Raw genomic sequence first — 23863 nt, forward strand, 5'->3', positions numbered from 1 at the left:
CAGGCCCCCTGGGTATCGTCTGAAACCTGCGGCGCGACTCTATCTAGGCGATCTTGATGGTTCAACCTATTCGCAGGTATTCACCGCAGTCGCCACGTATGGTGAACAAATGGGGACAAAGAGCGACGAGGGTGGTCAACCTCGGCCGAGGCGCCGCAGCAGGAGCACCGACGGGACGGGCCGCGCGCCCATCCGGCGGATCGACTCGGCCACCTCCCGGTCGGAGGAGACGACGGCGACGCCCCGCCCCTCGGGCTCCGCCCGCACGAGCTTCCTGATGAGGTCGTCGGCCGTCTCCCCGGGCGCGCTGAACATCACCCGGACGCCCCGTGGGGCGCTCACGTGGACGGGACCGTTCAGCTCCGCGCCGTCGAACACGCAGGTCACCTCGACCCGCGCCTGCACGGCGAGGCCCCCCAGGCCGGTGAGCAGCCGGGAGCGCTGGTCGGCGAGCGTGAGCGACGGATAACCCGTCTTGGTCACGTTGTAGCCGTCGATGATCAGATGCAGGTTGGCGATCCCGAGGAGCTGGTCGAGCAGCGCCGGGTCGTCGTTGGCCAGCGCCCTGGCGGGGATCGCGGCGACGCCCGGCTCGCCGGGGGTCACCGCCGCCACGTAGTCGGCCGGCTTGCTGATCGTCGTCGGCAGGGCCAGCTCCTTGCGCAGCCCGGCGGCGGCGTCCTGGAGCGCGTCCATCAGCACGCGGATGCGGGCGTCCTCGACGCTGCGGCCCTCTCTGGCCGCCCGGCGGCTGGCCTCCAGCTGACGCTCGGCGTCCGCGAGGCGCTCCCTCAGCCGCCGCAGCTCGGTCTCCGCCACGCCGTTCGCGCTGGCGACCCTCGACCTGGCCTCCGCCGTCTCGGCGTCCAGCGCCGCCGCCCTGGCCTCGGCGGCCTTGACCCGGCCGCGGGCGTCGTGGAGCTTGCGGCGTAGCTCGGCGTTCTCGGCGCGGGCCGCCCTGAGCTGCTCGCGGACCCGGTCGATCTCCTCCTTCGCCGCCGCCCGCTGGGCCGCGAGCTGCTCGCGCAGCCGCGACTCGGCCTGCTCTCGCTGGGTGTCGACGGACGCCGCCCGCTCCAGGTCCGCCCGCGCCTGCTCGACCAGGTCCGGCCAGCCCGGCGGGCGGGTCAGGTAGGCGGCCGCGGCCACCAGCACCGGATCGGCGGCCGGCGGCACCGTGCCCTCCGCGAGGCCCGCCACCAGCTCCGGCCAGGCTTCCTCCAGCGACTCGGCCACCAGCTCGCGGAACTTCTTGTCGCCTTCGAGCTGGGCCGCGATGGGCGCCCCGCCCAGCCTGGCACGCTTGCGCGGGTCGAACCGCGCGATGCCGCGCAACGGCGACGGAACCGCGGCCGCCGGCATGGAGCCGAGCACCTGGGCCGCGACCTCCACGACATGTAACCGGACCTGCTCGGGCAACGGACGAGACAGGCCTTCTCCGGCTGAACTCATCTCGTCGCTCCTTGTACTTGTCCTTCGTTCAAGGGTACGGCCGCCCCACCCGTGGCCGGGTCCGCCGACGTGTCCCGGCCCCCGCCACGCCTGCCGCCACGGGCCCCGCGCGCTCCGCTGCGGATTCTCAGCCCGGCCGGGCGGCGTCGTGCACCAGCAGCGCGATCTGCACCCTGTTGTTGAGGTCGAGCTTCGTCAGCACCCGCGACACGTGCGCCTTCACGGTGGCCACGCTCATGTGCAGCTCGGCCGCGATCTCCGCGTTCGAGCTTCCCCGTCCCACCGCGACCGCCACCTGCCGCTCCCGCTCGCTGAGCAGGTCGAGCCGCGCCCGCGCCCGGGCCGGCCGCTCCCCCGCGTCCGGCCCGGTCACATGGGCGATGAGCTGCCGGGTCACGGCCGGCGAGAGGATCGGCTCGCCACCCGCGGCCCGGCGGAGGGCGGACACGATCGTGGCCGGCGGGGTGTCCTTGAGCAGGAAGCCGGCCGCGCCCGCGCGCAGCGCGCGCAACACCTGGGCGTCGGCGTGGAACGTCGTCAGCACGACGACCTCGGGCGGCGACGGCCGGGCCCGCAGGCGCTCGGTGGCGGTGAGGCCGTCGATCCCCGGCATGCGGATGTCCATGAGGACGATGTCCGGCCGGTGCGCGTCGACCAGCCCCGGCACCTCGCCGCCGTCGGCCGCCTCCCCGACGATCCGGATGTCCTCCGCCCCGCCGAGGATCATCGCGAGACCGGCCCGCACCAGCGGATCGTCGTCCACGATCAGCACACGGATCTCGGCGTTCATGCCGGCCAGGGTAGCCAGACGAGCAACCGGAAGTCCCCCCCGAACGGGCCGTGCTCCAACCGCCCGCCCGCCAGGCCGACGCGCTCGGCGAGGCCGATCAGGCCGGTGCCGCTGCCGGGCAGTCCTGCCCGGCCGAGCCCGTTGCCTGAGGCCGGGGCGTCGCCCACGTGGACGGCGACCGAGCGGACGGCCCGGGCCGGCGGGCCGGCGGAGAGCGCGTTGCGGACCTCCACCGTGAGGCCCTCGCCCGCTCCCCCGGACAGGCACACGCCGACCGGCGCCTCCGGGGCGTGCTTGCGGGCGTTGGTGAGACCCTCCTGGACGATCCGGTACGCGTTGCGCCCCAGGCCACCCGGCGGCTCTCCAGGCCATCCGGGCATGGTCAGGGTGATCCGCATCCCCGCCTCCCGGCACTCCTCCACCAGTCCGCGGACATCGGCCAGCGTGGGCTGCGGCCGTTCCGGCTCAGCCTCCGCCGCCCCGCCCCGCAGCACGCCGATCACCTCGCGCAGGTCCTCCAGCGCCTGGTGAGCGCCGGCCCTGATGGTCGCGGCGGCCCGGTGGATCTGCTCCGGAGGGGCGTCGGGACGGTATTCGATTCCCCCGGCGTACAGGCTGAGCAGCGAGATCCGGTGCGCGAGGACGTCGTGCATCTCCCTGGCGATGCGCTCGCGCTCCGCGCTGCGCGCCCGCTCCTCCCGCAGCGCGGCCTCGACCTCGGCCCGCTCCACCCGCTCCCGCAGCGACAGGACGAGCTGGCGCCTGGCCCGGGCGAACAGGCCCCACGCGACCAGCACGGCGAACAGCAGCGCCGACACCAGCAGGCCGCCCCAGAACGACAGGTCGGGGTCGGGGCGCAGCACGGTGTACGGCAGCGTGGTCAGGAGATGCAGTGCCACCACAGGCCCGGCGATCCGGAACGGCCGGTACACGACCACGGTGAACACCGCCACGCAGACGGCGGCCGCGACCACGAGGCTGAAGGTCCCGAACGGGACCAGCGCCAGGGCGAGCCCGGCGGGCCAGCGGCGGCGCAGCCACAGGGCGGCGCACGCGAGCGCGCCGACCACCTGGTCGGCGAGGGCCACGGGCGGCGGGACGGCCGGATCGGTCCACAGCATCATGGACAGCGCCAGCGTGACGACCGACGCCAGAAGGAAGATCAGGATGTCGGCGATCCAGTCCCGTGCCGTCCGTCGCGCCCGGCCCCGCCGCGCGGGAGCGACGAGCATCGGCGACGCCATGACCCGAGGGTAGATCGTCGCGGCGGCGGGACGATAGCGACCAAAGTAGCGGTGGTCCCCTACCCGCGGCCGAAGACGTCGCCGGGGGCCGGCGGCCAGTCTGGTGCCTGTGAAGCACCTGATCGCGTTCATCGGCTTCGTCCTGACGGCCCAGGGCGTCATCGCCCTCGCCACCTATCTCCTCACCGGGGAGGCCCGATCGTTCCTGCTGAAGCGGATCGAGGTCCTGCACGGTCATGAGGTCTTCGCCGGAATCGTGCTCGTCGTGCTCGGGGTGGCCGTCATGGCGGCCTCGGACGCCGTGGGCCGCGGCCGCGGCGAGGGGCACTGATCCCGTAAACCGCCTTCACCCCAAATGCGCCCCTTATTGCCCCTCCTCGCCCCTTGCCGACACATTTACATGACTTTGTGGGCATAAATATCCAGATGATCTGCGGCGGATGAGCCCGGGCCCGCTCATGCATGCTGGGCGTACGGCCCTCGGGACGGGGCCGGCGGACGGGAGGCACGCCCACAGGAGGTCGCATGACGAAGACGGAATCCGGCGGGCCGGGCGGGCGCCCCGCCCTCGCGGACTCGGTTCGCCTCACCCCCGACGGCGTCGAGATCCTGGACCGGCGGGTCTATCCGTTCGAACGGCGATGGGTGCGGTGCGCCACGAGTGAGGACGTGGCCGTGGCCATCGAGCGGATGGTGACCCAGAGCCACGGCCCGCTGTTCGCCGCCACCGCGGGGATGGTCCTGGCGGCGCGGGAGGCGCGCGGGGAACCTCCGGGGAGGGCCGCCGAGCGGCTGCGCGCCTCGGGGCGGCGGCTCGTCGCCACCCGGCCCACCAACAACCACATCAGGGACGCCGTCCAGGCGATCCTGGCCGCGACCGTGGACGGCCCGCCTCCGGCCGCCGGCGACGAACTGGTGGCGGCGGTGGAGGCCGCGGCGGCCCGGCACGACGCGGCGTATCGGGACAAGAGCCGGTCACTCGGCCGGCACACCGCCGCGCTGCTGCCCGACGGGGCGCGCGTCCTCACCCACTGCTGGGCCGACGCCTATCTGATCGCCACGGTCGAGGCGGCCCGGCTGGCCGGAAAGCGGCTGGAGTTCGTCTGCACCGAGACCCGGCCCTACCTGCAGGGCGCCCGGCTCACCGCGGCCACGCTGGTCGAGATGGGCTACCGGCCCACGATGATCACGGACGGCATGGTGGCCGCGGCGCTGTCCGACGGGCTCGCCGACGTGGCCCTGGTGGCGGCGGACCGGGTGACTCTCGACGGGCACGTGGTCAACAAGGTCGGCACCCTCGGCGTCGCCCTGGCCGCGCGCGCGTTCGACGTGCCGTTCTACGTCATGATCGAGGCCCCCGACCGGCTCGCGCCGGGCATCGCCGACGTGGTGATCGAGCGCAGGGACGGCGACGAGGTGCTGCACGTGCTGGGCAGGCGGACCGCGGCCGAGGGCACGACCGGCTACTACCCCGCCTTCGACGCCACCCCGCCCCATCTGGTGACGCGCGTCGTCACCGAACGCGGCGCCTACCCGGCCGGGCAGCTGGCCCGCCATTTCGCCGAGGAGCGCGCGCTGGAGGTGCCCGCCGGATGAGCGCCGTCTCCTGGATCGTGCTCGACATCGAGGGCACGACGAGCTCCACCGAGTCCGTCCACACGGGGCTGTACGCGTACGCGCGGCCGCGGCTCGGCCCCTGGATCGACGCGCACCGGGACGACCCCGGCGTCCGCGAGGCGGTGCGCCGGGTGGAGCGCGACGCGGGCCTGCCCGAGGGGGCCGGGACCGGCGACGTGGTGCGGGTGCTGCACGGATGGATGGACGCCGATGTCAAGGCGACGCCGCTGAAGACGCTCCAGGGGCAGGTGTGGGCGGCGGGGTTCGCGGCGGGCGAGCTCACCGCCCACTTCTTCGCCGACGTGCCGCCCGCGCTGCGGCGGTGGCACGCCCGCGGCCTCCGGCTGGCCGTGTTCTCGTCCGGCGCCGTCTCCAGCCAGCGCCCGTGGTTCCGGCACGCCCGGGACGGCGACCTGTCGGCGCTCGTCGACGACCACTTCGACACCGTGAACGCCGGCCCGAAGCGGGAGCGCGCCTCCTACGAGCGGATCGCGGCGGCGCTCGGCGCGCCGGGCGGGGCGATGCTCTTCCTGTCCGACGTCCCGGCCGAGCTTGACGCCGCCGCGGCGGCGGGCTGGCGCACGACCGGGCTGCGCCGCCCCGGCGAGCCGAGTGAGCACGCCGACTTCGGCGGGCATCCGGTGGTGGAGACATTCGGGGAGGTGGAGGTCTGATGACGGTCTCCGGGCCGCTCACCGCGGAGCGCGTGTTCGAGTCCGGCGCCCGCCTGGCCGCCGAGTCCGCCAAACTCGCCGGGCTCGGCTGGATGCGCGGCACCTCCGGCAACCTGTCGGAGGTGGTCTGCCGCGACCCGCTGCGGCTGGCCGTCACCGCCAGCGGCCTCGACAAGGGCGAGCTGTCGGCCTCCGACGTGGCCGTGGTGGGCCCGGCCGGGGAGGCGGCCCACGTCAGGGGCGTCGCACCGCTCACCCCCTCGGCCGAGGCCGGGCTGCACGCCCGCGTCGCGGACCTCACCGGCGCGGGGGCCGTCGTCCACGTGCACGCGCTCAACGCCGTGATCGCGGGTGATCGCTGGCCCAAGGGGGTGCGCCTGCGCGACGTGGAGATGCTCAAGGGCATCGGCCGGCTCGCCCACGACGACGAGGTGGTCATCCCGGTGATCCGGAACAGCCAGGACATGGCGGATCTGGGCGACCGGCTGGAGGCGGCCCACGACCCACGCACCCCCGCGGTGATCGTGGCCTCGCACGGCCTGTACGCCTGGGGCGCCGATCTCGTCCGGGCCAGGCACGTGACGGAGTGCGTGGAGTGGCTGCTCGCCTACGCGCTCGCCGTGGGGTGACCGGCGCGGGCCGGGGGCCCGCGCCCCCCGCCGGGTCAGCGGCCGGCGGTGATAGCGGCGGCGAGCACGTCGCCGGTCCGGTCGAACAGCGCCGCGGGACCGGGCTGGGCGGCGCCCTCCACGAAGAGCAGCCGCGCCGCGTGGAGCACCCCGCGGACGGCCCGCGCCCGGGCCTCGTCGGGAAGCGTCTGGATGTCGCTGACCCCGGCGAAGCCGATCACCCGGCGGGCCGCCTTGGCCGCGGCCATGGCGACCCCGTCGTCGTACACCGCGTTGAGGCGGTCCTCCAGCACGCCGTCGCCGTAGACGCGGGGATCGGCCCGCTCCGGCCACAGCGCCGCGAACTCCGTCTGGAACGCCTCCCAGGTCTCCGTCGCGAGACCCAGCACCCAGGCGGCGTGGCCCTCGTCGCCGAGCGCCAGCCCGCGCGCGGCCGCCAGCACGTAGTTGCCCCACAGGGCGCCGATGTCGAACCCGACCGGGCCGTAGAAGGCGAACTCGGGGTCGAAGGCGCGGGTGGAGCGCGCGAGCCCTGGCTCCTCCGCCCGCACGAGGACCGAGCCCGTGTGCAGGTCGCCGTGGATGAGGGCCTCGGCGTGGGTCATGAAGGCCAGCTTCGCCCGGCCGACGGCCGTGCGCACCTCGGGGTCGCCCGCGTAGGCCGCCACGTCGCCCTCGTTCTCCGGCGCGATCCTGTTGTGCTCGTGCTCGATGTACGGCTCCGTGAAAACGAGGTCCTCGGTGATCTCGCACAGCTCGGGGTTGACATGGGCGGCGACGGCGGCCTTGTGCGCCCGCGCGCCCAGGCCGAACACGGACGTGCCGAACGCGACGCGGGCCACATAACGGCCGAGGTCTCCGGCGGCGCCCTCGTGGCGCAGTCCCTCGTTGAGCGCGCCGCGCCACACCCGGTGGTCGGACAGGTCCTCGATCGCGATGACGTGCCGGCCGGGATCCTCGTCGTATATCGCCGGCACCAGTCCCGGCGCGACCGCGTTGTGCACCCGCAGCGCCGCGGCCTCCAGGCCGTTGCGGTCAGCGGTCATCGGCCACGTCGGGTCGACCCGCACGTACGGCGGCGACTGCTTGAGCACCAGGCCGGAGCCGGCGCTCGTCCGCACCGCGAAGACGAGGTTCATGTTGCCGTCGCCGACCTCCCGCACCTCCGTGATGGAGCCGGGGTCGAGCAGGCCGCGCAGCGCCGGCCGGGACGCGATGTATTCCGGCACGTCGCCGGGCGTGAGGAGCGCACGGGTCTCGCCGATGTGAGCGGTCGCTGTCAAGTGAACGTCCTTTCCCCGGGGGAGGTCACCACGAGCGAGCAGACGGGCAGCGCCCCCGCAAGGGATTCCGAGCCGCGAGGGGGCGTCGAGCGTGAACCCCGGCCATCGTAATCGCCGTGACCATGCCGACAAAGGCCCTCGCGGTTCCCGACGCCCGGAATTGCCGTACAAACATGCCGGAATAACATAAATTGCCATTCCCGTGCGTCCAGCGCACAATCAGGGCATGACCTTCCTCACGGTGTACACCGATGGCGAAACCCCCGAGACCCTCCTCGAGACCGCGGACGCCGAGGAGATCGAGCGGGCGCTGAAGGAGATCGACGTACGGCTGCGCCACTGGCGCGTGGTCGAAGAACTGACCGGCGGCGCCGACCAGGACCGGATCCTGGACGCCTACGCCGACGACGTCGCCCGGATCGTGGCGGAGGAGGGATACTCCCTCGTCGACGTGGCCCAGCTCCACCCCGACGGGAGCGCCGACTGGCCGGAGCGGGCCAGGGCCGCCAGGGAGAAGTTCCTGTCCGAGCACACCCACGACGACGACGAGGTGCGTTTCTTCGTCGGCGGCTCAGGCATCTTCTATCTGCACGTCGGCGGCCGGGTCCACGCCGTGCTGTGTGAGCCGGGCGACCTGCTGAGCGTGCCCAAGAACACCACTCACTGGTTCGACATGGGCACCGAGCCCGACTTCATCGCGATCCGTTTCTTCCACGACGAGGACGGCTGGGTGGGCGACTTCACCGGCGACCCGATCTCGGCCCGCATCCCGTCCTTCGACGCCATCGCGACCCGGCGGGCGGCCCTCGGCGGCGCCTCCTGACCGGTCCACCTGACGGCGTCCCGGGTCCGCCCGGCGGCCGGCGGCGGCCGCAAATGTCGGTGGGGATCTCTAAGGTCGTGGATCGTGGACGCGGTACAGGGCACCCTCGACGAGCTCGGCACCCCCCTGCACGAGGTCACGTTCGTCGTCTTCGACCTGGAGACGACGGGCGGGTCGGCCGCCGAGCACGCGATCACCGAGATCGGGGCGGTCAAGGTCCGCGGCGGCGAGGTGCTGGGCGAGTTCGCCACGCTGGTCGATCCCGGAGGCCCCATCCCGCCGTTCATCTCGGTGCTGACGGGGATCACCGACACGATGGTGACGGCGGCCCCCAAGTTCTCCGAGGTGCTGCCGAGCTTCCTGGAGTTCGTCCGGGGCGCCGCCCTCGTCGCGCACAACGCGCCGTTCGACCTGTCGTTCATCCGGGCGGCGTGCGCGGCCCAGGGCTACCCCCCGCCGGCCAACCCGGTCGTCGACACGGCCGACCTGGCGCGCCGCGTCCTCACCCGGGACGAGACGCCCAACTGCAAGCTCGCCACCCTCGCCCGCCTCTTCCGCAGCTCCACCGAGCCGCAGCACCGGGCGCTGGCGGACGCGCGGGCGACCGTCGACGTGCTCCACGGGCTGATCGGCCGGGTCGGATCGCTCGGCGTGCGCACCCTTGAGGAGCTGCGGGGCTTCGTCCGCGCCCCCACCCCTGAGCAGCAGCGCAAGCGCCACCTGGCCGAGGGCGTGCCCGGCGCGCCCGGCGTATACATCTTCGAGGACGCCCGGGGCGAGGCGCTCTACATCGGCAAGAGCTCCAACCTGCGCAACCGGGTGCGCAGCTACTTCACGGCGAGCGAGACCCGAACCCGCATCCGCGAGATGGTCGGCATCGCCGAGCGGGTGCGCACCATCGTGTGCGCCACGGCGCTGGAGGCCGAGATCCGCGAGCTGCGGATGATCGGGGCCACCAAGCCCCGCTACAACAGGCGGTCCCGGTTCCCCGAGCGCGTGGTCTGGCTGAAGCTGACCGACGAGCCGTTCCCCCGGCTCAGCATCGTCCGGGAGGTGAAGGACGACGGCGGCACCTATCTGGGGCCCTTCGGCAGCACCCGCTCGGCCGACGACGCCAGGACGGCCATGCACGAGGCGCTCCCGCTGCGGCAGTGCACCGAGCGGCTGTCCCCCCGGATCACCCGGCCCGCGTGCGCGCTCGCCGAGATCGGCCGGTGCGGCGCGCCCTGCGAGGGCCGCGAGAGCGCCGAGTCGTACTCCCGCCACGTAAGGATCGCCAGGCACGCCATCGATCAGGACGCGGAGGTGGTGTTCTCCGCGATGGAGGCGCGCATGCGGCGGCTGTCCGCCGAGCAGCGCTACGAGGAGGCCGCCGTCGACCGCGACCGCCTCGCCGCGTACGTGCGCGCCGCCGCGCGCATGCAGCGCCTGCGCTCCCTCACCCGCATCCCGCAGATGATCGCCGCCAGCCCGTCGTTCGACGGCGGCTGGGACATCCACGTGATCAGGTACGGCCGGCTCGCCGCCGCCGGTGTCATGCCGAGGGGCGCCCACCCCACGCCGTACGTGGACGCGCTGGAGGCCACGGCGGAGACGGTGACCCCGGGCCCGGGGCCCACGCCCGCCGCCAGCGCCGAGGAGACCGAGTGCGTCCTGCGCTGGCTCGACCTGCCCGGCGTGCGCCTGGTGCGGGTCGAGGGCGGCTGGAGCGTCCCGGCGTACGGCGCGGGACGGCTCGCCGGGCGGATCGAGCGGGCCTACCAGGCGACCCGCGCCGACCGGCGTGAGGGCAGGCCGCTCCGGTGACGCTAAGCTCGGGGACGAAAGGCCCATAGCGACGGAGCAGGAGAGCCCCGAATGGTCACCGCGATCGTGCACATCAAGGCGGATGTCGACCGGATCCCGGAGGTAGCCGAGGCGATCGCCGAGATCGACGGCGTCAGCGAGGTGTACTCCATCACCGGCGACTACGACCTGCTGGCCATGGTCCGGGTGCCGCACTACGAGCGGATCGCCGAGGTCGTCCCGGGGCGGATCAACAAGGTCGGCGGCGTCCGGCACACCGAGACGCACATCGCGTTCCGCACCTACTCGCGCCACGACCTCGAGGCCGCCTTCTCCATCGGCCTCAACGACGCCGACTGAACGCGACGGACCGAACCGCGCCGGCAGAACGGCGCTGACCGGACACGGCGGGCCGGACCATGCGGCTCGTCGACCACGCGGCTCGTCGACCACGCGGCCGGGCGCTCAGCCCCGGAGCGCGCCGCTGATCTCCACCCAGCGCTGCAGCGTGCCGGCCGCCCGGCCGGAGTCGACCGACTCGGCGGCCCTGGCCAGGGCGGCGGCCATCTCGGCGTTCAGGTCGTCGCCGGGGCCGTCGAGGGCGACCAGGGCGGCGGCGGCGTTCAGCAGCACCGCGTCGCGGACCGGGCCCTCCTTGCCCGCCAGCAGGTCGTGCACGGCCGCCGAGTTGAACTCGACGTCGCCGCCGCGCAGGTCGCCGGGCTGGGAGCGCGGCACCCCGATGTCCGCGGGGTCGAACCGCACGGGCGCGGCCGAGCCGTCCCTGACCACGTAGACCGTGGACGGCGCGGCCGTGGACAGCTCGTCGAGGCCGTCCTCGCCCCGGAACACCAGCGCCGACACCCCCCGCTCCGCGAACACCCCGGCGATCACGGGCAGCATGCGGGCGTCGTAGACGCCGATCGCCTGGGCCGACGGGCGCGCCGGGTTGGTCAGCGGGCCGAGGAAGTTGAAGATCGTCGGTACGCCGATCTCCTTGCGGGTGGGGTTCGCGAACCGGAGCGCCGGGTGATAGACGGGCGCGAAGCAGAAGGCGATGCCCGCCTCGGCGGCGACCCTGGCGGTCGCCTCCGGGGACAGGTCGAGCACGACGCCGAGGTGTTCCAGGACGTCGGCGGCCCCGCACAGGGACGAGGCGGCGCGGTTGCCGTGCTTGACGACCCGGGCGCCGGCGGCCGCCGCGACGATCGCCGCCATGGTCGAGACGTTCACGGTGTGCGCCCGGTCGCCGCCGGTGCCGACGACGTCGACGACCGGCCCCTCGACCGTCAGCGGGGTGGCCAGGTCGAGCATGGTCCGCGCGAGCCCGGTGACCTCGGCGACCGTCTCGCCCTTGGCGCGCAGGGCGACCACGAAGGCGGTGATCTGCGAAGGGGTCGCCGACCCCGACATGATCTCCCGCATCGCCCACGCCGTCTCGTCGGGCGTCAGGTTCTCGCCCGTCAGCAGGGCGTTCAACAGCGTTGGCCAGGTGGTGCGCGCGTCCATGGTGGGCTCCGCGGTGGTCAGGAGTCGGAGTTCGGGATGCCGGCGGAGCCGGGAGGGACGATCGGCGTCAGCGCGCCGGGGCGACGCTCAGGCGGGCCCGCATGAGACCGGCCACCGCCTCGGCGAGGACGACCGGGTCGATCGGGTGGGCGACGACGGCGTCCGCCCGGGACCAGTTGGCGAGCCACCGGTCGTCGCGGCGGGCGATGAGCAGCAGGATCGGCGGGCAGTTGTGCACCTCGTCCTTGGCCTGCCTGCTGATCCCCATGCCGCCGGCCGGGACGGCCTCGCCGTCCAGGACGGCCACGTCGATGCCGCCGCCGTCGAGGTGCTTCAGGACCGCGGGCTGCGTGGCGCACTCGACGATCTCGACGAGGGGCAGGTCGGCGGCGGGACGCCGCCCGATTGCCAGCCGCACCTTCTCCCGGGTGCCTGCGTCGTCGCTGTAGACGAGAACCCTCATGTCACGCTCACTGTCGAATCGCGGAGTATGGTCATCGTGATGCTACCGGCGCGGCTGCCAGGATCGCAGCCCCGGGGCCGCGGCCGTGTCGTGCCGCCCGTCCGGCGTGGACCGGGCCTCTAGCGGGGGGTCGTGGGCCGACCCGACCTGGGGAGCCGCAATAATGCTGGGCGTGGCGACAGCATCCGCAATTACTGCGACGACGAGACCGCATGGGTCCAGCCGTCCGAACCTGGTTCAGGTCGGCACGATCGTGTGGTTGTCCTCTGAACTCATGTTCTTCGCGGCGCTGTTCGCGATGTACTTCACCATCCGGTCGGTCAGTCTCGCCCAGCACCAGCCCTGGCCCGAGGCAGAACTCAACGTCCCGTTCGCGACCTTCAACACGACGGTCCTGGTTCTGTCGAGTGTGACGTGCCAGCTGGGCGTGTGGGCCGTGGAGCGAGGCCAGGTCGGGAAGCTGCGATTCTGGTACATCGTCAGCTTCCTGATGGGGGCCTTCTTCGTCGGTGGGCAGCTCTGGGAGTACGGGAACCTCGCGAAGGAAGGTCATGTCCTTTCGCACAGCCCGTACGACTCGGTGTTCTACCTCACCACGGGCTTCCACGGCATGCACGTGACGGGTGGTCTGATCGCGTTCCTCTTCATCCTGGGACGCACGTACGCCGCGAAGCGCTTGACGTATGAGCAGCAGACCAGCGCGATCGTCGTGTCCTACTACTGGCACTTCGTCGACGTTGTCTGGATTGGTCTTTTCGCGACTATCTACATCATCAAATGATCGGAACGGGGAATTCGGTGAACTCCATCACCGCCCGGCGGCGCCATCCCCTCGCGCGAGTCGCCGTCGTGACACTCGCGCTGGGCCTGCTCGGCGGCGGATACGCACTGGCCGGGCCGAACGGCGGGGCCGCCGACGCCGCCATCGCGTCGGGCAAGGCCGACGACGTGGCCCAGGGCAAGAGCCTCTTCGTGGCGCACTGCGCGAGCTGCCACGGCTTGAACGCCGAGGGCACCGCCAAGGCCCCGACGCTCGTCGGCGTCGGGGCCGCGGCCGTCGACTTCCAGGTCAGCACCGGGCGCATGCCGGCCGCCGACGCGGGCCCGCAGGCGCCGCGCAAGCCGCGTGCCGACTGGGCCGACGACCAGGCGGTCAGCGACCTGGCGGCGTACGTGCAGTCGCTGGGCGGCGGCCCCACCCGCCCCGCCGCGGAAGAGGTCGACCCGGCCAAGGGCGACCCCGGCAAGGGCGGCGAGCTGTTCCGCGCCAACTGCATCCAGTGCCACAACTTCGTGGGCGCCGGCGGCGCGCTGACGTACGGCAAGTACGCCCCGCCGCTCAACCCGGCGACGCCGACGCAGATCTACGAGGCGATGGTCACCGGCCCGCAGGCGATGCCGGTCTTCAACGACTCGACGATCACGCCGGAGCAGAAGCGCGACATGATCGCCTACATCACGAACGTCCGCGAGCAGACGGACCCGGGCGGCTCGGGCCTCGGCCGCGTCGGCCCCGTCACCGAGGGTCTTGTAGCGTGGGTCGTGGGTCTCAGCCTCCTGATTCTGGCCTCCATCTGGATCACCGCAAAGAAGCGACGGGCCAAGGCATGACAGAGCAGAACGAGTTCCCCGAGAGCCGCGTGCCGGTGCGCGTGATCGGCACGCCGCCCGCCGACGCTCCGATCGTCGAGAACGACCCCGGCGTGCACGCGCCCGAGGGCGTGCCCGGCGTGATCCCGGCCGACCCGGTCAAGGCCCGCAAGGCCGAGCGGGTGGTCGCGCTGCTGTTCGTGATCGCCTTCCTGGCCGGCGTGGCGTTCATCGCCTCGTACGTGCTGTTCCAGGTGGGGACGATCGACCGGACCGCGACCTCGAACTACACGCTCGGCGCCTCGCTGGCCGTGGGCCTGCTCGCGCTGGCCATCGGCATCACCGTGTGGGTCCGGCAGATCATGCCGAAGTACAACCTGGTCCAGGAGCGCCACGCGATGGCCTCCGACCCGGACACGCGCGAGTACGTCCGTGACACGTTCGTGCAGGGCGCCGACGAGAGCGGCTTCGTCAAGCACCGCCTGCTGCGCCGCACGCTCCTGCTGGCCGCCGCGCCGCTGGGCCTGGCCCCGCTGATCCTGCTGAAGGACCTCGGCCCGCTGCCCGGCACCTCGCTGCGGCACACGGTGTGGGGCGAGCCCACCAAGGGCGGCAAGCCCCGCCGGCTCGTCGTCGAGGGCACCGGCCGGCCGATCCTGGCGGCGGACTTCAACTCCCCCGGCGGCATCCTGTCGGTCGTCCCCGAGGGCTTCGAGGAGGACCTGGACGCCCTCGCGAAGGCCACGCTGATCCTGCTCAAGTTCCGTCCGGAGGAGCTGAAGCAGGGCACGAACCTCAACTGGACGCACGACGGGATCGTGGCCTACTCCAAGATCTGCACCCACGTGGGCTGCCCCGCCGCGCTGTACGAGCAGACGACCCACCACATCCTCTGCCCGTGCCACCAGTCGACGTTCGACGCCTCCGACGGCGCGAAGGTCGTCTTCGGTCCCGCCGCCCGGCCGCTGCCCCAGCTCCCGATCGGCATCGACGAGGAGGGCTACCTCGTCGCCAAGTCCGACTTCAAGGTCCCCGTCGGTCCCAGCTTCTGGGAGCGCGGAGACGCCGAAGCCAAGCTCAGGGAGAACGCATCATGAACGCTCCCCCAAAGGCCATCACCGGACCCTCGACGTTCCTCGACGACCGACTGGGCGCGGGAAGCTTCCTCAAGCGCAACCTGAGGAAGATCTTCCCCGACCACTGGTCGTTCCTGCTGGGGGAGATCGCGCTCTACTCGTTCATCATCCTGCTGCTGACCGGCACGTTCCTGACGTTCTGGTTCAAGCCGAGCATGGGCGAGGTCACCTACTTCGGCAGCTACCGCGAGCTGTACGGCGTGCGGATGTCGGAGGCCTACCAGTCGGCGCTGCACATCAGCTTCGACGTCCGCGGCGGCCTGCTGATCCGGCAGATCCACCACTGGGCCGCGCTGATGTTCGTGGTCGGCATGATGGCCCACATGCTCCGCGTGTTCTTCACCGGCGCGTACCGCAAGCCGCGTGAGCTCAACTGGCTCATCGGCGTCATCCTGCTCACGCTCGCGCTGCTGGAGGGCCTCACCGGCTACTCCCTGCCGGACGACCTGCTGTCCGGCGCGGGCCTGCGGATCACCGAGGGCGTCATGCTGTCGATCCCGGTGATCGGCACCTACCTGGCGTTCTTCCTGTTCGGCGGCGAGTATCCCGGGCACGACGTCATCTCGCGGTTCTACACGATCCACATCCTGCTGATCCCGGGCATCCTGCTCGCGCTGATCAGCGCCCACCTGATCCTGATGTGGGTGCAGAAGCACACGCAGATGGCGGGCAAGGACCGCACCGAGCGCAACGTGGTGGGCGCCCCGTTCTACCCGGCCTTCATGGCCAAGTCCGGGGCCTTCTTCCTGTTCACGTTCGGCGTGGTGGCCCTGCTGGGAACGTTCGCCCAGATCAACCCGATCTGGCTGTTCGGGCCGTACAACCCGGCGAACATCTCCGCGGGCTCCCAGCCCGACTGGTACATGGGCTTCCTCGAGGGCGCGCTCCGCATCATGCCGCCGTGGGAGATCAACTTCTTGGATCACACGCTCACCCTGAGCGTGCTGATCCCGGCGCTCGTCCCGCTCGGCATCCTGATGACGGGCCTGGCGCTCTATCCGTTCATCGAGCAGTGGGTCACCGGCGACCGGCGCGAGCACCACTTCGCCGAGCGGCCGCGCAACAACCCGCACCGCACGTCGATCGGCATCTCGTCGATCACGTTCTACGGGATCCTGTGGCTGCTGGGCGCGAACGACCTGATCTCGGCCAACTTCCACATCGACCTGTACACCACCACGCTCATCGGCCGCGTCGTGATCTTCGTCGGGCCGGCGATCGCGTACTGGGCCACCTACCGGATCTGCATCGGCCTCCAGCGCAAGGACGCCGAGGTGCTGTCCCACGGCGTGGAGTCCGGCGTCATCAAGCGGATGCCGAGCGGCGAGTACATCGAGGTCCACACGCCGGCGGCGGAGGACATCGCCGAGCACATCCGGGGCAAGCACGAGATCCCGGTCCTGGAGAGCGCGGAGGACGGCGAGGGCATCCCGCCCAAGAGCGCCCGCACCCCGCTCGGCCGGCTGCGCACCAAGATGAGCGCCGCCTACGGCACGGACCACGTCCCGCTGGGCGACGGTCACGTGCACGGCGAGCACGAGGAGGCGCACGAGGACGAGCACGCCGCGGTGGGCGCCGGAGAGCACAAGCAGCTCCACTGACGTCCGGCGGCGGTCCTGGCACCGCACAGGCGAGAGAAACGGCCCGGGGGATCCCTTCCCCCGGGCCGTCGTCGTCTCCGTGCCTCTATCCGCCTCTCAGCGTCTTCTGGGCGTCTCAGTGTCTCGGCGTCTCGGCGTCTCAGGGGTTCACGTGAGGCGGTCGGCGGGCGCGTCGCGCAGGCGGCTCCACTTGAGCCAGTCCACCCACGACTCCTGCCAGTGTCCCCAGCCGTTGGTCGGCTCCAGCTTGCGCGGCGTCCCGGTGACGATGACGGGATCGCCGATCAGGGTGTTGTCCTTGAACCACTTGGCCCGTTCGGGGCTGAGGTTCACGCACCCGTGGCTGACGTTGGAGTTGCCCTGGTCCCCCACCGACCACGGCGCGCCGTGGACGTACTCGCCGCTGTTGGAGATCCGGACGCTGTTGTAGACGGTGGTCTGGTAGTAGCCCGCCTGGCCGGGACCGGCGTCGGGCGACGTCATGACCGTGACGTCCTCCCTGGACATCGCCAGGTGGATGCCGCTGGTGGTGTAGTGGCGGTAGACGTCGCCCATGCCAGCGCTGATCGGCCAGTTCTTGAAGGGCTTCCCGTCGCGCTCGATCTTCATGTAGTGGGTGCGGGTGTCGGCCGTGCTGATCTGCGACCGGCCGATCTCGAATTCACGGGTGTAGTCCTGCTTGCCGTACACCCCGTCGGCGCCGCGGATGCCCGCCAGGCGCGCGGTGAACTTCACCTTGGTGTGCGCCGGCCAGTATTCCCTGGGCCGGAAGACGACGTTCTTGTTGTCGTACCAGTGCCAGGCCCCGTCGATCGGCCTGGACGCCTGGATGACGAGGTTGCGCTCGATCGACACCCGGTCGGTCACCGGCTGGCTGAACGTGATCATGATCGGCATGCCGACGCCGACCGTGAGCCCGGTGTCCTGCTTGTTGGGCAGGAGACTGGCGATGCCGAACGTCTTGTCCGCCCGCCTGGTGGTGAACCGCACGGTGCGGTCGGCCGCCCCGCCGGGCCCCGTCGCCCGCGCCTCCACGCTGTACGACAGCCCCGGCGCCATCACCCGCTGACTTCGCCACTGGGTGTGGTCCGGACTGAACAGGCCCGGCACGGGCTGCCCCCCGGCCCGTACGGTCACCTGCGTCAGCCTGCCGCTCACCACGGCCACCGTGATGGGCTGCTCCGGCGCGAGATCACGGGCCCCGTCGAGCGGGGTGACGCTGATCGCGGTCCTGTCATCCCGCCTCTCCGCGTCCGAGCCGCCCCCCAGGGCGGAACATCCGGTCGTCAGCACCAGAAGGGCGAGCGCCCCGGCACCAGCTCGCACGTCGGTCCCCCTCAGCCTGTTCGGTCCACCGAGGGTTATTCCCCGGCAGCCCCCGGCTGCGGCAGGCGTGGGCCCCGGTCAGGGCAAAGATTCCCGGCGCCTGGCCGAGCCGCGGCCTGGAAACGATCACGTGAATCCCGGCGGCCCCTCCCCCGGAACGCGAAACGGCCGGCCCGCGACGGTGTCGCGGACCGGCCCTGCGTCGCCGGAAGCCCCGGTCAGTGCGAGAAGTTGCCCCGGTAGTACTGGAACACGAAGCCGATCGCACTCATGATCGTGCAGAAGATGCCGATGAAGAACAGCCACCAGCCGATCGCGAAGCCGAAGAAGGTCAGCGCGGCCGACAGGCAGATGAACAGCGGCCACCAGCTGTGCGGGCTGAAGAACCCGATCTCACCGGCGCCGTCACTGATCTCAGCCTCCTTGTTGTCCTCCGGCTGGTCGCCGATCCGGCGGGCCGTGAACAGCAGGTAGTAACCGATCATGAAGGCGAGGCCGACCGAGATGGCCATCGCCGTCGTGCCGGTGGGCTCCTTCGACCAGAACCAGTAGACGACGTCCGCGGCCGCGAAGAAGACACCGCAGAGCAGGAACATCCACCCCTGAATCTTCATGAGCCCTCCTCCAGGGCGGGCTTGGCCGCGACGTGCGGGTACTTGAGGTCGAAAGCGGGCCGCTCGGAACGGATCCGCGGCAGCGACGTGAAGTTGTGCCGCGGGGGCGGGCACGAGGTGGCCCATTCGAGCGAGTTGCCGTAGCCCCACGGGTCGTCGACGGTGACCTTGGGCGCGGTCTTCCAGGTCCGCCAGACGTTGTAGACGAACGGCAGCGTGGAGGCGCCGAGCAGGAACGCGCCCACGGAGGAGATCATGTTGAGGTCGGTGAAGCCGTCGGCCGCCGAGTAGTTCGCGTACCGGCGGGGGAAGCCGTCGACGCCCAGCCAGTGCTGCACCAGGAAGGTCAGGTGGAAGCCGAAGAACAGCATCCAGAAGTGGATCTTGCCCCACCGCTCGTTGAGCATCCGGCCGGTGAACTTGGGCCACCAGAAGTAGAAGCCCGCGAACATCGCGAACACGACGGTGCCGAAGACCACGTAGTGGAAGTGGGCGACGACGAAGTAGGTGTCGCTGATGTGGAAGTCCAGCGGCGGCGAGGCCAGGATGACGCCGGTCAGACCGCCGAAGAGGAACGTCACCAGGAAGCCGACGGCGAACAGCATCGGCGTCTCGAACGACAGGTGACCGCGCCACATCGTGCCGATCCAGTTGAAGAACTTCACCCCGGTCGGTACGGCGATCAGGAACGTCATGAACGAGAAGAACGGCAGCAACACCTGGCCGGTCACGAACATGTGGTGCGCCCAGACCGTCACCGAGAGGCCGGCGATCGCGATCGTCGCGCTGACGAGGCTGATGTACCCGAAGAGCGGCTTACGGCTGAAGACCGGCAGGACCTCGGTGATGATGCCGAAGAACGGCAGCGCGATGATGTACACCTCGGGGTGGCCGAAGAACCAGAAGAGGTGCTGCCACAGCATCGGGCCGCCGGTCGGCGAGTCGAAGATGTGGGCGCCGAGCTTCCGGTCGGCCTCCAGGGCGAGCAGCGCGGCCGCCAGCACCGGGAAGGCGAGCAGCACCAGGATGCTGGTGAGCAGGATGTTCCAGGTGAAGATCGGCATCCGGAACATGGTCATGCCCGGCGCGCGCATCGTGATGATCGTCGTGATGAAGTTGACCGCGCCCAGGATGGTGCCGAGACCCGACATCGCCAGTCCGAGGACCCACAGGTCACTGCCGAGACCCGGCGAGGTGATCGAGTTGGACAGCGGGGCGTAGGCCGTCCAGCCGAACGAGGCGGCGCCGTTCGGGGTGAAGAACCCGCCGACGGCGATCGTGCTGCCGAACAGGTAGAGCCAGTAGCTCACCATGTTGAGCCGCGGGAAGGCGACGTCGGGCGCGCCGATCTGCAGCGGCATCAGCTCGTTGGCGAAGCCGGCGAACAGCGGCGTCGCGAACATCAGCAGCATGACCGTGCCGTGCATGGTGAACAGCTGGTTGAACTGCTCGTTCGACAGGAACTGCAGCCCCGGCTGAGCCAGCTCGGCACGCATGACCAGCGCCATCACGCCGCCGATCAGGAAGAAGACGAACGACGTGATCAGGTACAGGTGCCCGATGATCTTGTGGTCCGTCGAGGACAGCCACTTGGCGATGACCGAGCCCTTGGTGTACGGCCGAACCGCTACCCCGGCCGGTTGGATGGCGGTCACTGCGCACTCCCCGCCTGACTCTTGATGTACTGGTCGAACTCCGCCTGGGGCACGAGCTTCACGGAGAACAGCATCTTGCTGTGGTCGACACCGCAGAGCTCGGCGCACCGGCCGAAGAAGACGCCCGTCCGGTCGAGCGTCGTGATCTGGAAGTGGTTCACGACGTTGCCGGGGAACACGTCCTGCTTGAACAGGAAGGCCGGCACCCAGAACGAGTGGATGACGTCGTCCGAGTGCAGATCGAACTGGACCTCGGTGTTCACCGGCAGCACCAACTGGGGCCCCTGCGGGGTCTGCGGGGTCTGCTTGTCGAGGTCGACCGGCACGCCCGCGACCACGGCCTTCTGGCCCTGATACTCCGTGGTGAAGCGCCAGCTCCACTGGTAGCCCTCGACCGCCACCTTGACCGGGGCCGAGTTGCTCACCTTGGTGATCTCGGTCTCGTCCCTGGCGGTGAAGTAGAAGAAGACCGCCACCATGATGACCGGGACCACGGTGTAGAGGATCTCGATCGGGAGGTTGTACCGCACCTGCGGAGGCAGGACCTCCGTCGAGTTCTTCTTCTTACGGTGGAAGGCGCACGCCCAGAGGATCAGCCCCCAGACGACGACGCCGGTGGCCAGAGCCGCGATCCAGGCTCCGTTCCAGAGCGTCTGGACGATGCCGGCCTGCTTGGTGACGCCTTCCGGCATGCCCCCTCGGGACCACTGATCGAGCGCCTGGTTGCTACACGCCGTCGCGGACGCCACCAGCAGCACCACGGCGGCGGCGCCGGGCAACCGGCGGCGTGCCCACGGTCGCCGTGTCGTACGGCGGGTCGGACTCACGGATCGCCTACCCCACAGATGAAGCCCAAGAGTCCTCTCTTGGGCGTTTATACCAATGTGACGCTTTTGCGCGACCGGCACTCGGCTGGCGCCGGCGCGCCCTTTACTTGATTGATTTCACGCTGGGGGACACATTAGCGCGGACCGGCGCCGCCCCCCTGAGCAGCCCCCGTTAATGTCCTAACCGTGGGCTACCTGGACGCGGCTTCGACCGAACCTCTCCATCCCGCGGCCCGTGACGCCATGGTCGCGGCTCTCGACGCAGGCTGGGCCGACCCCGCCCGCCTCTACGGCGCGGCGCGGCGCGCCCAGATGTTACTGGAGCGGGCGCGTGCGGAGGTAGCCGAACTGCTCGGCGCCCGCCCGGACGAGGTGTCCTTCACCTCCTCCGGCACCCAGGCCGTCCACCTCGGCGTGCTCGGCTCCCTGCGGGGCCGCAGGCGGGCGGGCGACCGGCTGGTCGCGGGCGCGGTCGAGCACTCCAGCGTGCTGCACGCCGCCGAGGTCCACGAGCGCGACGGCGGCACGGTGGAGACTGTCGGCGTCGACCTGCTCGGCCGGGTGGACGCCGGAGCCTTCGCCGAGGCGGTCTCCCGTCCCGGCACGGCCCTGGCCTGCCTGCAGACGGCGAACCACGAGGTCGGGACGGTGCAGCCGGTCGAGGAGGTCACGGCGGCGTGCCGGGCCGCCGGGGTGCCGCTGCTGGTCGACGCCGCCCAGTCGGCCGGCCGGCTGCCGGTGCCGCCCGGCTGGTCGGTCCTGACGGCCAGCGCGCACAAGTGGGGCGGCCCGGCGGGGGTCGGCGTGCTGGCGATCCGCAAGGGCGTCCGGTGGCGATCGCCGTACCCGGAGGACGAGCGGGAGCGCGCTCCGGGGTTCGAGAACGTGCCGGCCATCGTCGGCGCGGCGGCCGCGCTCCGCGCGAGGGCCGAGGAGGAGGCCGCCGAGGGCCCGCGCCTGTCCGCCCTGGTCGACCGGATCCGCGCGGAGGTGCCCCGCCTGGTGCCGGACGTCGAGGTGGTGGGCGACCCGGACCACAGGCTGCCGCACATCGTGACCTTCTCCTGCCTGTACGTCGACGGAGAGGCTCTCCTGACTGAGCTCGACAAGGCGGGTTTCGCCATTTCGTCCGGAAGCTCCTGCACGGCGAGTACGCTTCGGCCATCGCACGTCCTGGAAGCCATGGGCGTGCTTACGCATGGGAATGTCCGGGTATCGCTGCCCCGTGGCGTGTCCGAGGGCGACGTGGATCGCTTCCTCGCGGTGCTCCCGGACATCGTGCGCCGGATCCGCTCGACTTTGGGGGTTCACTGATGTGGCGCAGACGGACGGCCGGCGGGCACGCGTCCGGGGCCCGGCCAACGGCACCGGCGGCGTCCCCCGAACCCGCTGAGACCCCGGCGCCCGCGGAGCGCCCGTCGCTGACGATCGACGCCCTGGGCCGTAAGTGCCCCATCCCGATCATCATGCTCGCCGAGCAGATCAACAACGTGCCCATGCGTGACGTGGTCGCCGTGCTCGCCGACGACCCCGCCGCGTACACGGACGTGCCCGCGTGGTGCCGGCTGAAGTCGCACGAGCACGTGGGCAGCTACGACCTGCCCCAGGGCGGCTGGGCGATCCACGTCCGCCGCAACTACTGACAGCCGCAACCACTCGGCCGAGACCGCTGAACGGCCGCACCCGCTGAACGGCCGCCCGCGCCCGCCCCGCCATCAGGAGGCGGGGGCGGGAGCGGCGGACGGCCGCTCCGGTCGAGCGTCAGGCGTAGTGGAACGTGGCGTGCGCGGCCACCTCGTCAGCGGCGGCGGCGCCGTACGCGGCGGCGAAGCGCTCGAGGAAACCGCCGCGGCTCAGCTGGTACTCCTGGCCGCCGACCTGCTCCAGCACGTGGGTGGCCGTGAGGTTGCCGATCTGGGCGCAGCGCTCCAGGGACAGGTCCCAGGCGAGCCCGGCGAGGAACCCGGCGCGGAACGCGTCACCGACGCCGGTCGGGTCGGTCTTCCCCAGCTCCGGGGCCGGGGCGACGTGCAGGGACGGCTCGCCCTTGCGGTCGATCCTGGCGCCCTTGGGCCCGAGGGTGGTGACGCGGACGCCGACGCGGCCGAGGATCTCGTCCTCCGACCAGCCGGTCTTCTGAACGATCAGCCCGAGCTCGTAGTCGTTGCTGAAGAGATACGCCGCGCCCTCGACGAGCCGGCGGATCTCGTCGTCGGGCATGCGGGCGAGCTGCTGGGAGGGGTCGGCGGCGAACGGGATGCCGCGCGTGCGGGCCTCGTCGGTGTGCCGCAGCATGGCCGCCGGGTCGTTGGGGCTCACCAGGACCAGGTCGAGCCCGCCCAGGCGTCCGGCGACCGGGCCGAGCTCGATCTCGCGGGCCTCCGCCATCGCTCCGGTGTAGAAGGAGGCGATCTGGTTGTGCTCGTCGTCCGTGGTGCACAGGAAACGCGCGGTGTGGTGGAGCTCGGAGACATGCACCGACGCGCAGTCGACGCCGTGCCGCTCCAGCCAGGAACGGTAGTCGGCGAAGTCGGTGCCGACGGCCCCCACGAGCACCGGGCTGAGGCCGAGACAGCCCATCCCGAACGCGATGTTCGCCGCGCACCCGCCTCGGCGGATCTGCAGGTCGTCGACGAGGAACGACAGCGACACCCGGTGGAGTTGCTCGGCGATCAGCTGGTCGCCGAAGCGGCCGGGGAAGGTCATCAGATGGTCGGTGGCGATGGAGCCGGTGACGGCGATGCGCACGGGGTCATTCTCCTCGTTGTCAGCATCTGGGGACGGGATCCGAACACGGGCCGCGATCGTCGCGGCCGGATCCTGGCGAACCCATCGAGCTTACCGG

24 protein-coding genes are annotated in these 23863 nt (G+C 71.4%); 13 read left to right on the forward strand and 11 right to left on the reverse strand.

What is annotated here, in order from left to right:
- Positions 1-135 precede the first annotated feature (135 nt).
- The 3 genes from JOL79_RS01475 to JOL79_RS01485 form a co-directional block, all read right to left on the reverse strand.
- Positions 136-1452 carry an NYN domain-containing protein gene (locus tag JOL79_RS01475; RefSeq protein WP_210153761.1) on the reverse strand — a complete coding sequence of 439 codons (1317 nt, stop codon included), beginning with the start codon at positions 1450-1452 and terminating at the stop codon, positions 136-138.
- A gap of 127 nt (positions 1453-1579) precedes the next feature.
- Positions 1580-2242: a response regulator gene (locus JOL79_RS01480; protein ID WP_210153762.1), complete on the reverse strand. Its 663-nt coding sequence runs from the start codon at positions 2240-2242 to the stop codon at positions 1580-1582.
- On the reverse strand, positions 2239-3486 hold the full coding sequence (locus JOL79_RS01485; protein WP_230984008.1) for a sensor histidine kinase: 1248 nt from the start codon (positions 3484-3486) through the stop codon (positions 2239-2241). Before JOL79_RS01485 ends, JOL79_RS01480 begins: the two co-directional genes overlap by 4 nt.
- A gap of 109 nt (positions 3487-3595) precedes the next feature.
- On the opposite strand from JOL79_RS01485, the gene JOL79_RS01490 reads away from it, so the two are divergent.
- The 4 genes from JOL79_RS01490 to mtnB all read left to right on the forward strand — a co-directional run bounded on the left by JOL79_RS01490 (position 3596) and on the right by mtnB (position 6406).
- The gene (locus JOL79_RS01490; protein ID WP_210153763.1) at positions 3596-3817 is read left to right on the forward strand and encodes a hypothetical protein; all 222 of its coding nucleotides are present in this window, start codon (positions 3596-3598) and stop codon (positions 3815-3817) included.
- 194 nt (positions 3818-4011) lie between these two features.
- A complete protein-coding gene (locus tag JOL79_RS01495; RefSeq protein WP_210153764.1) occupies positions 4012-5082 on the forward strand; it encodes a translation initiation factor eIF-2B alpha/beta/delta subunit family protein in 1071 nt (356 codons plus the stop codon).
- Positions 5079-5777 carry an acireductone synthase gene (gene mtnC / locus JOL79_RS01500; RefSeq protein ID WP_210153765.1) on the forward strand — a complete coding sequence of 233 codons (699 nt, stop codon included), beginning with the start codon at positions 5079-5081 and terminating at the stop codon, positions 5775-5777. The genes JOL79_RS01495 and mtnC overlap by 4 nt, the downstream gene beginning before the upstream one ends.
- The gene (mtnB, locus tag JOL79_RS01505) at positions 5777-6406 is read left to right on the forward strand and encodes a methylthioribulose 1-phosphate dehydratase (RefSeq protein ID WP_210153766.1); all 630 of its coding nucleotides are present in this window, start codon (positions 5777-5779) and stop codon (positions 6404-6406) included. Before mtnC ends, mtnB begins: the two co-directional genes overlap by 1 nt.
- 35 nt (positions 6407-6441) lie before the next feature.
- Here mtnB and mtnK read toward each other — a convergent pair whose 3' ends face one another.
- Positions 6442-7689 (reverse strand): S-methyl-5-thioribose kinase, encoded by a 1248-nt coding sequence (gene mtnK / locus JOL79_RS01510; protein ID WP_210153767.1) that lies wholly within the window; start codon positions 7687-7689, stop codon positions 6442-6444.
- Positions 7690-7915: 226 nt separating this feature from the next.
- On the opposite strand from mtnK, the gene JOL79_RS01515 reads away from it, so the two are divergent.
- From JOL79_RS01515 to JOL79_RS01525, 3 genes are all read left to right on the forward strand, one after another.
- Positions 7916-8512, forward strand: coding sequence for a 1,2-dihydroxy-3-keto-5-methylthiopentene dioxygenase (locus tag JOL79_RS01515; RefSeq protein ID WP_210153768.1), 597 nt, complete (start codon positions 7916-7918; stop codon positions 8510-8512).
- Between the two features lie 84 nt (positions 8513-8596).
- On the forward strand, positions 8597-10318 hold the full coding sequence (locus tag JOL79_RS01520) for a DEDD exonuclease domain-containing protein (RefSeq protein ID WP_210153769.1): 1722 nt from the start codon (positions 8597-8599) through the stop codon (positions 10316-10318).
- 51 nt (positions 10319-10369) lie between these two features.
- A complete protein-coding gene (locus JOL79_RS01525) occupies positions 10370-10657 on the forward strand; it encodes an Lrp/AsnC family transcriptional regulator (RefSeq protein WP_210153770.1) in 288 nt (95 codons plus the stop codon).
- A 105-nt stretch (positions 10658-10762) separates the two neighbouring features.
- Here JOL79_RS01525 and trpD read toward each other — a convergent pair whose 3' ends face one another.
- Together trpD and JOL79_RS01535 are read right to left on the reverse strand one after the other, a co-directional pair.
- The gene (gene trpD, locus JOL79_RS01530) at positions 10763-11806 is read right to left on the reverse strand and encodes an anthranilate phosphoribosyltransferase (protein WP_210153771.1); all 1044 of its coding nucleotides are present in this window, start codon (positions 11804-11806) and stop codon (positions 10763-10765) included.
- Between the two features lie 67 nt (positions 11807-11873).
- Positions 11874-12269: a hypothetical protein gene (locus JOL79_RS01535; protein ID WP_210153772.1), complete on the reverse strand. Its 396-nt coding sequence runs from the start codon at positions 12267-12269 to the stop codon at positions 11874-11876.
- Positions 12270-12432: 163 nt separating this feature from the next.
- Here JOL79_RS01535 and ctaE point away from each other — a divergent pair, with 163 nt between their 5' ends.
- Genes ctaE through qcrB form a run of 4 tightly spaced genes read left to right on the forward strand, consistent with a single transcriptional unit; the run spans position 12433 to position 16596 of the window.
- Positions 12433-13050 carry an aa3-type cytochrome oxidase subunit III gene (ctaE, locus tag JOL79_RS01540; protein WP_210153773.1) on the forward strand — a complete coding sequence of 206 codons (618 nt, stop codon included), beginning with the start codon at positions 12433-12435 and terminating at the stop codon, positions 13048-13050.
- Positions 13051-13067: 17 nt separating this feature from the next.
- On the forward strand, positions 13068-13880 hold the full coding sequence (gene qcrC / locus JOL79_RS01545) for a cytochrome bc1 complex diheme cytochrome c subunit (protein WP_210153774.1): 813 nt from the start codon (positions 13068-13070) through the stop codon (positions 13878-13880).
- Positions 13877-14956 carry a cytochrome bc1 complex Rieske iron-sulfur subunit gene (gene qcrA, locus JOL79_RS01550; protein ID WP_210153775.1) on the forward strand — a complete coding sequence of 360 codons (1080 nt, stop codon included), beginning with the start codon at positions 13877-13879 and terminating at the stop codon, positions 14954-14956. Before qcrC ends, qcrA begins: the two co-directional genes overlap by 4 nt.
- Complete coding sequence (gene qcrB / locus JOL79_RS01555) at positions 14953-16596, forward strand: cytochrome bc1 complex cytochrome b subunit (RefSeq protein ID WP_210153776.1); 1644 nt, start codon at positions 14953-14955, stop codon at positions 16594-16596. The genes qcrA and qcrB overlap by 4 nt, the downstream gene beginning before the upstream one ends.
- A gap of 147 nt (positions 16597-16743) precedes the next feature.
- On the opposite strand, the gene JOL79_RS01560 is transcribed toward qcrB, so the two are convergent.
- From JOL79_RS01560 to ctaC, 4 genes are all read right to left on the reverse strand, one after another.
- Positions 16744-17922 (reverse strand): L,D-transpeptidase, encoded by a 1179-nt coding sequence (locus JOL79_RS01560; protein ID WP_210153777.1) that lies wholly within the window; start codon positions 17920-17922, stop codon positions 16744-16746.
- 218 nt (positions 17923-18140) lie between these two features.
- Positions 18141-18536 (reverse strand): cytochrome c oxidase subunit 4, encoded by a 396-nt coding sequence (locus tag JOL79_RS01565; protein WP_210153778.1) that lies wholly within the window; start codon positions 18534-18536, stop codon positions 18141-18143.
- A complete protein-coding gene (gene ctaD, locus JOL79_RS01570) occupies positions 18533-20191 on the reverse strand; it encodes an aa3-type cytochrome oxidase subunit I (RefSeq protein WP_210153779.1) in 1659 nt (552 codons plus the stop codon). The genes JOL79_RS01565 and ctaD overlap by 4 nt, the downstream gene beginning before the upstream one ends.
- The gene (gene ctaC / locus JOL79_RS01575; RefSeq protein WP_210153780.1) at positions 20188-21018 is read right to left on the reverse strand and encodes an aa3-type cytochrome oxidase subunit II; all 831 of its coding nucleotides are present in this window, start codon (positions 21016-21018) and stop codon (positions 20188-20190) included. Before ctaC ends, ctaD begins: the two co-directional genes overlap by 4 nt.
- A 186-nt stretch (positions 21019-21204) precedes the next feature.
- Between ctaC and JOL79_RS01580 the strand changes: the two genes are divergently transcribed.
- Positions 21205-22332, forward strand: a complete 1128-nt coding sequence (locus tag JOL79_RS01580; protein ID WP_210153781.1) for a cysteine desulfurase family protein — start codon at positions 21205-21207, stop codon at positions 22330-22332.
- Positions 22332-22661: a sulfurtransferase TusA family protein gene (locus JOL79_RS01585; protein WP_210153782.1), complete on the forward strand. Its 330-nt coding sequence runs from the start codon at positions 22332-22334 to the stop codon at positions 22659-22661. The genes JOL79_RS01580 and JOL79_RS01585 overlap by 1 nt, the downstream gene beginning before the upstream one ends.
- A 118-nt stretch (positions 22662-22779) precedes the next feature.
- Here the strand turns inward: JOL79_RS01585 and JOL79_RS01590 are convergent, their stop codons facing one another.
- On the reverse strand, positions 22780-23766 hold the full coding sequence (locus JOL79_RS01590; protein ID WP_210153783.1) for a carbohydrate kinase family protein: 987 nt from the start codon (positions 23764-23766) through the stop codon (positions 22780-22782).
- Between the last annotated feature and the right edge of the window lie 97 nt (positions 23767-23863).

It is taken from the genome of Microbispora oryzae, assembly GCF_017896165.1.
In the GTDB taxonomy this organism is placed as follows: domain Bacteria; phylum Actinomycetota; class Actinomycetes; order Streptosporangiales; family Streptosporangiaceae; genus Microbispora; species Microbispora oryzae.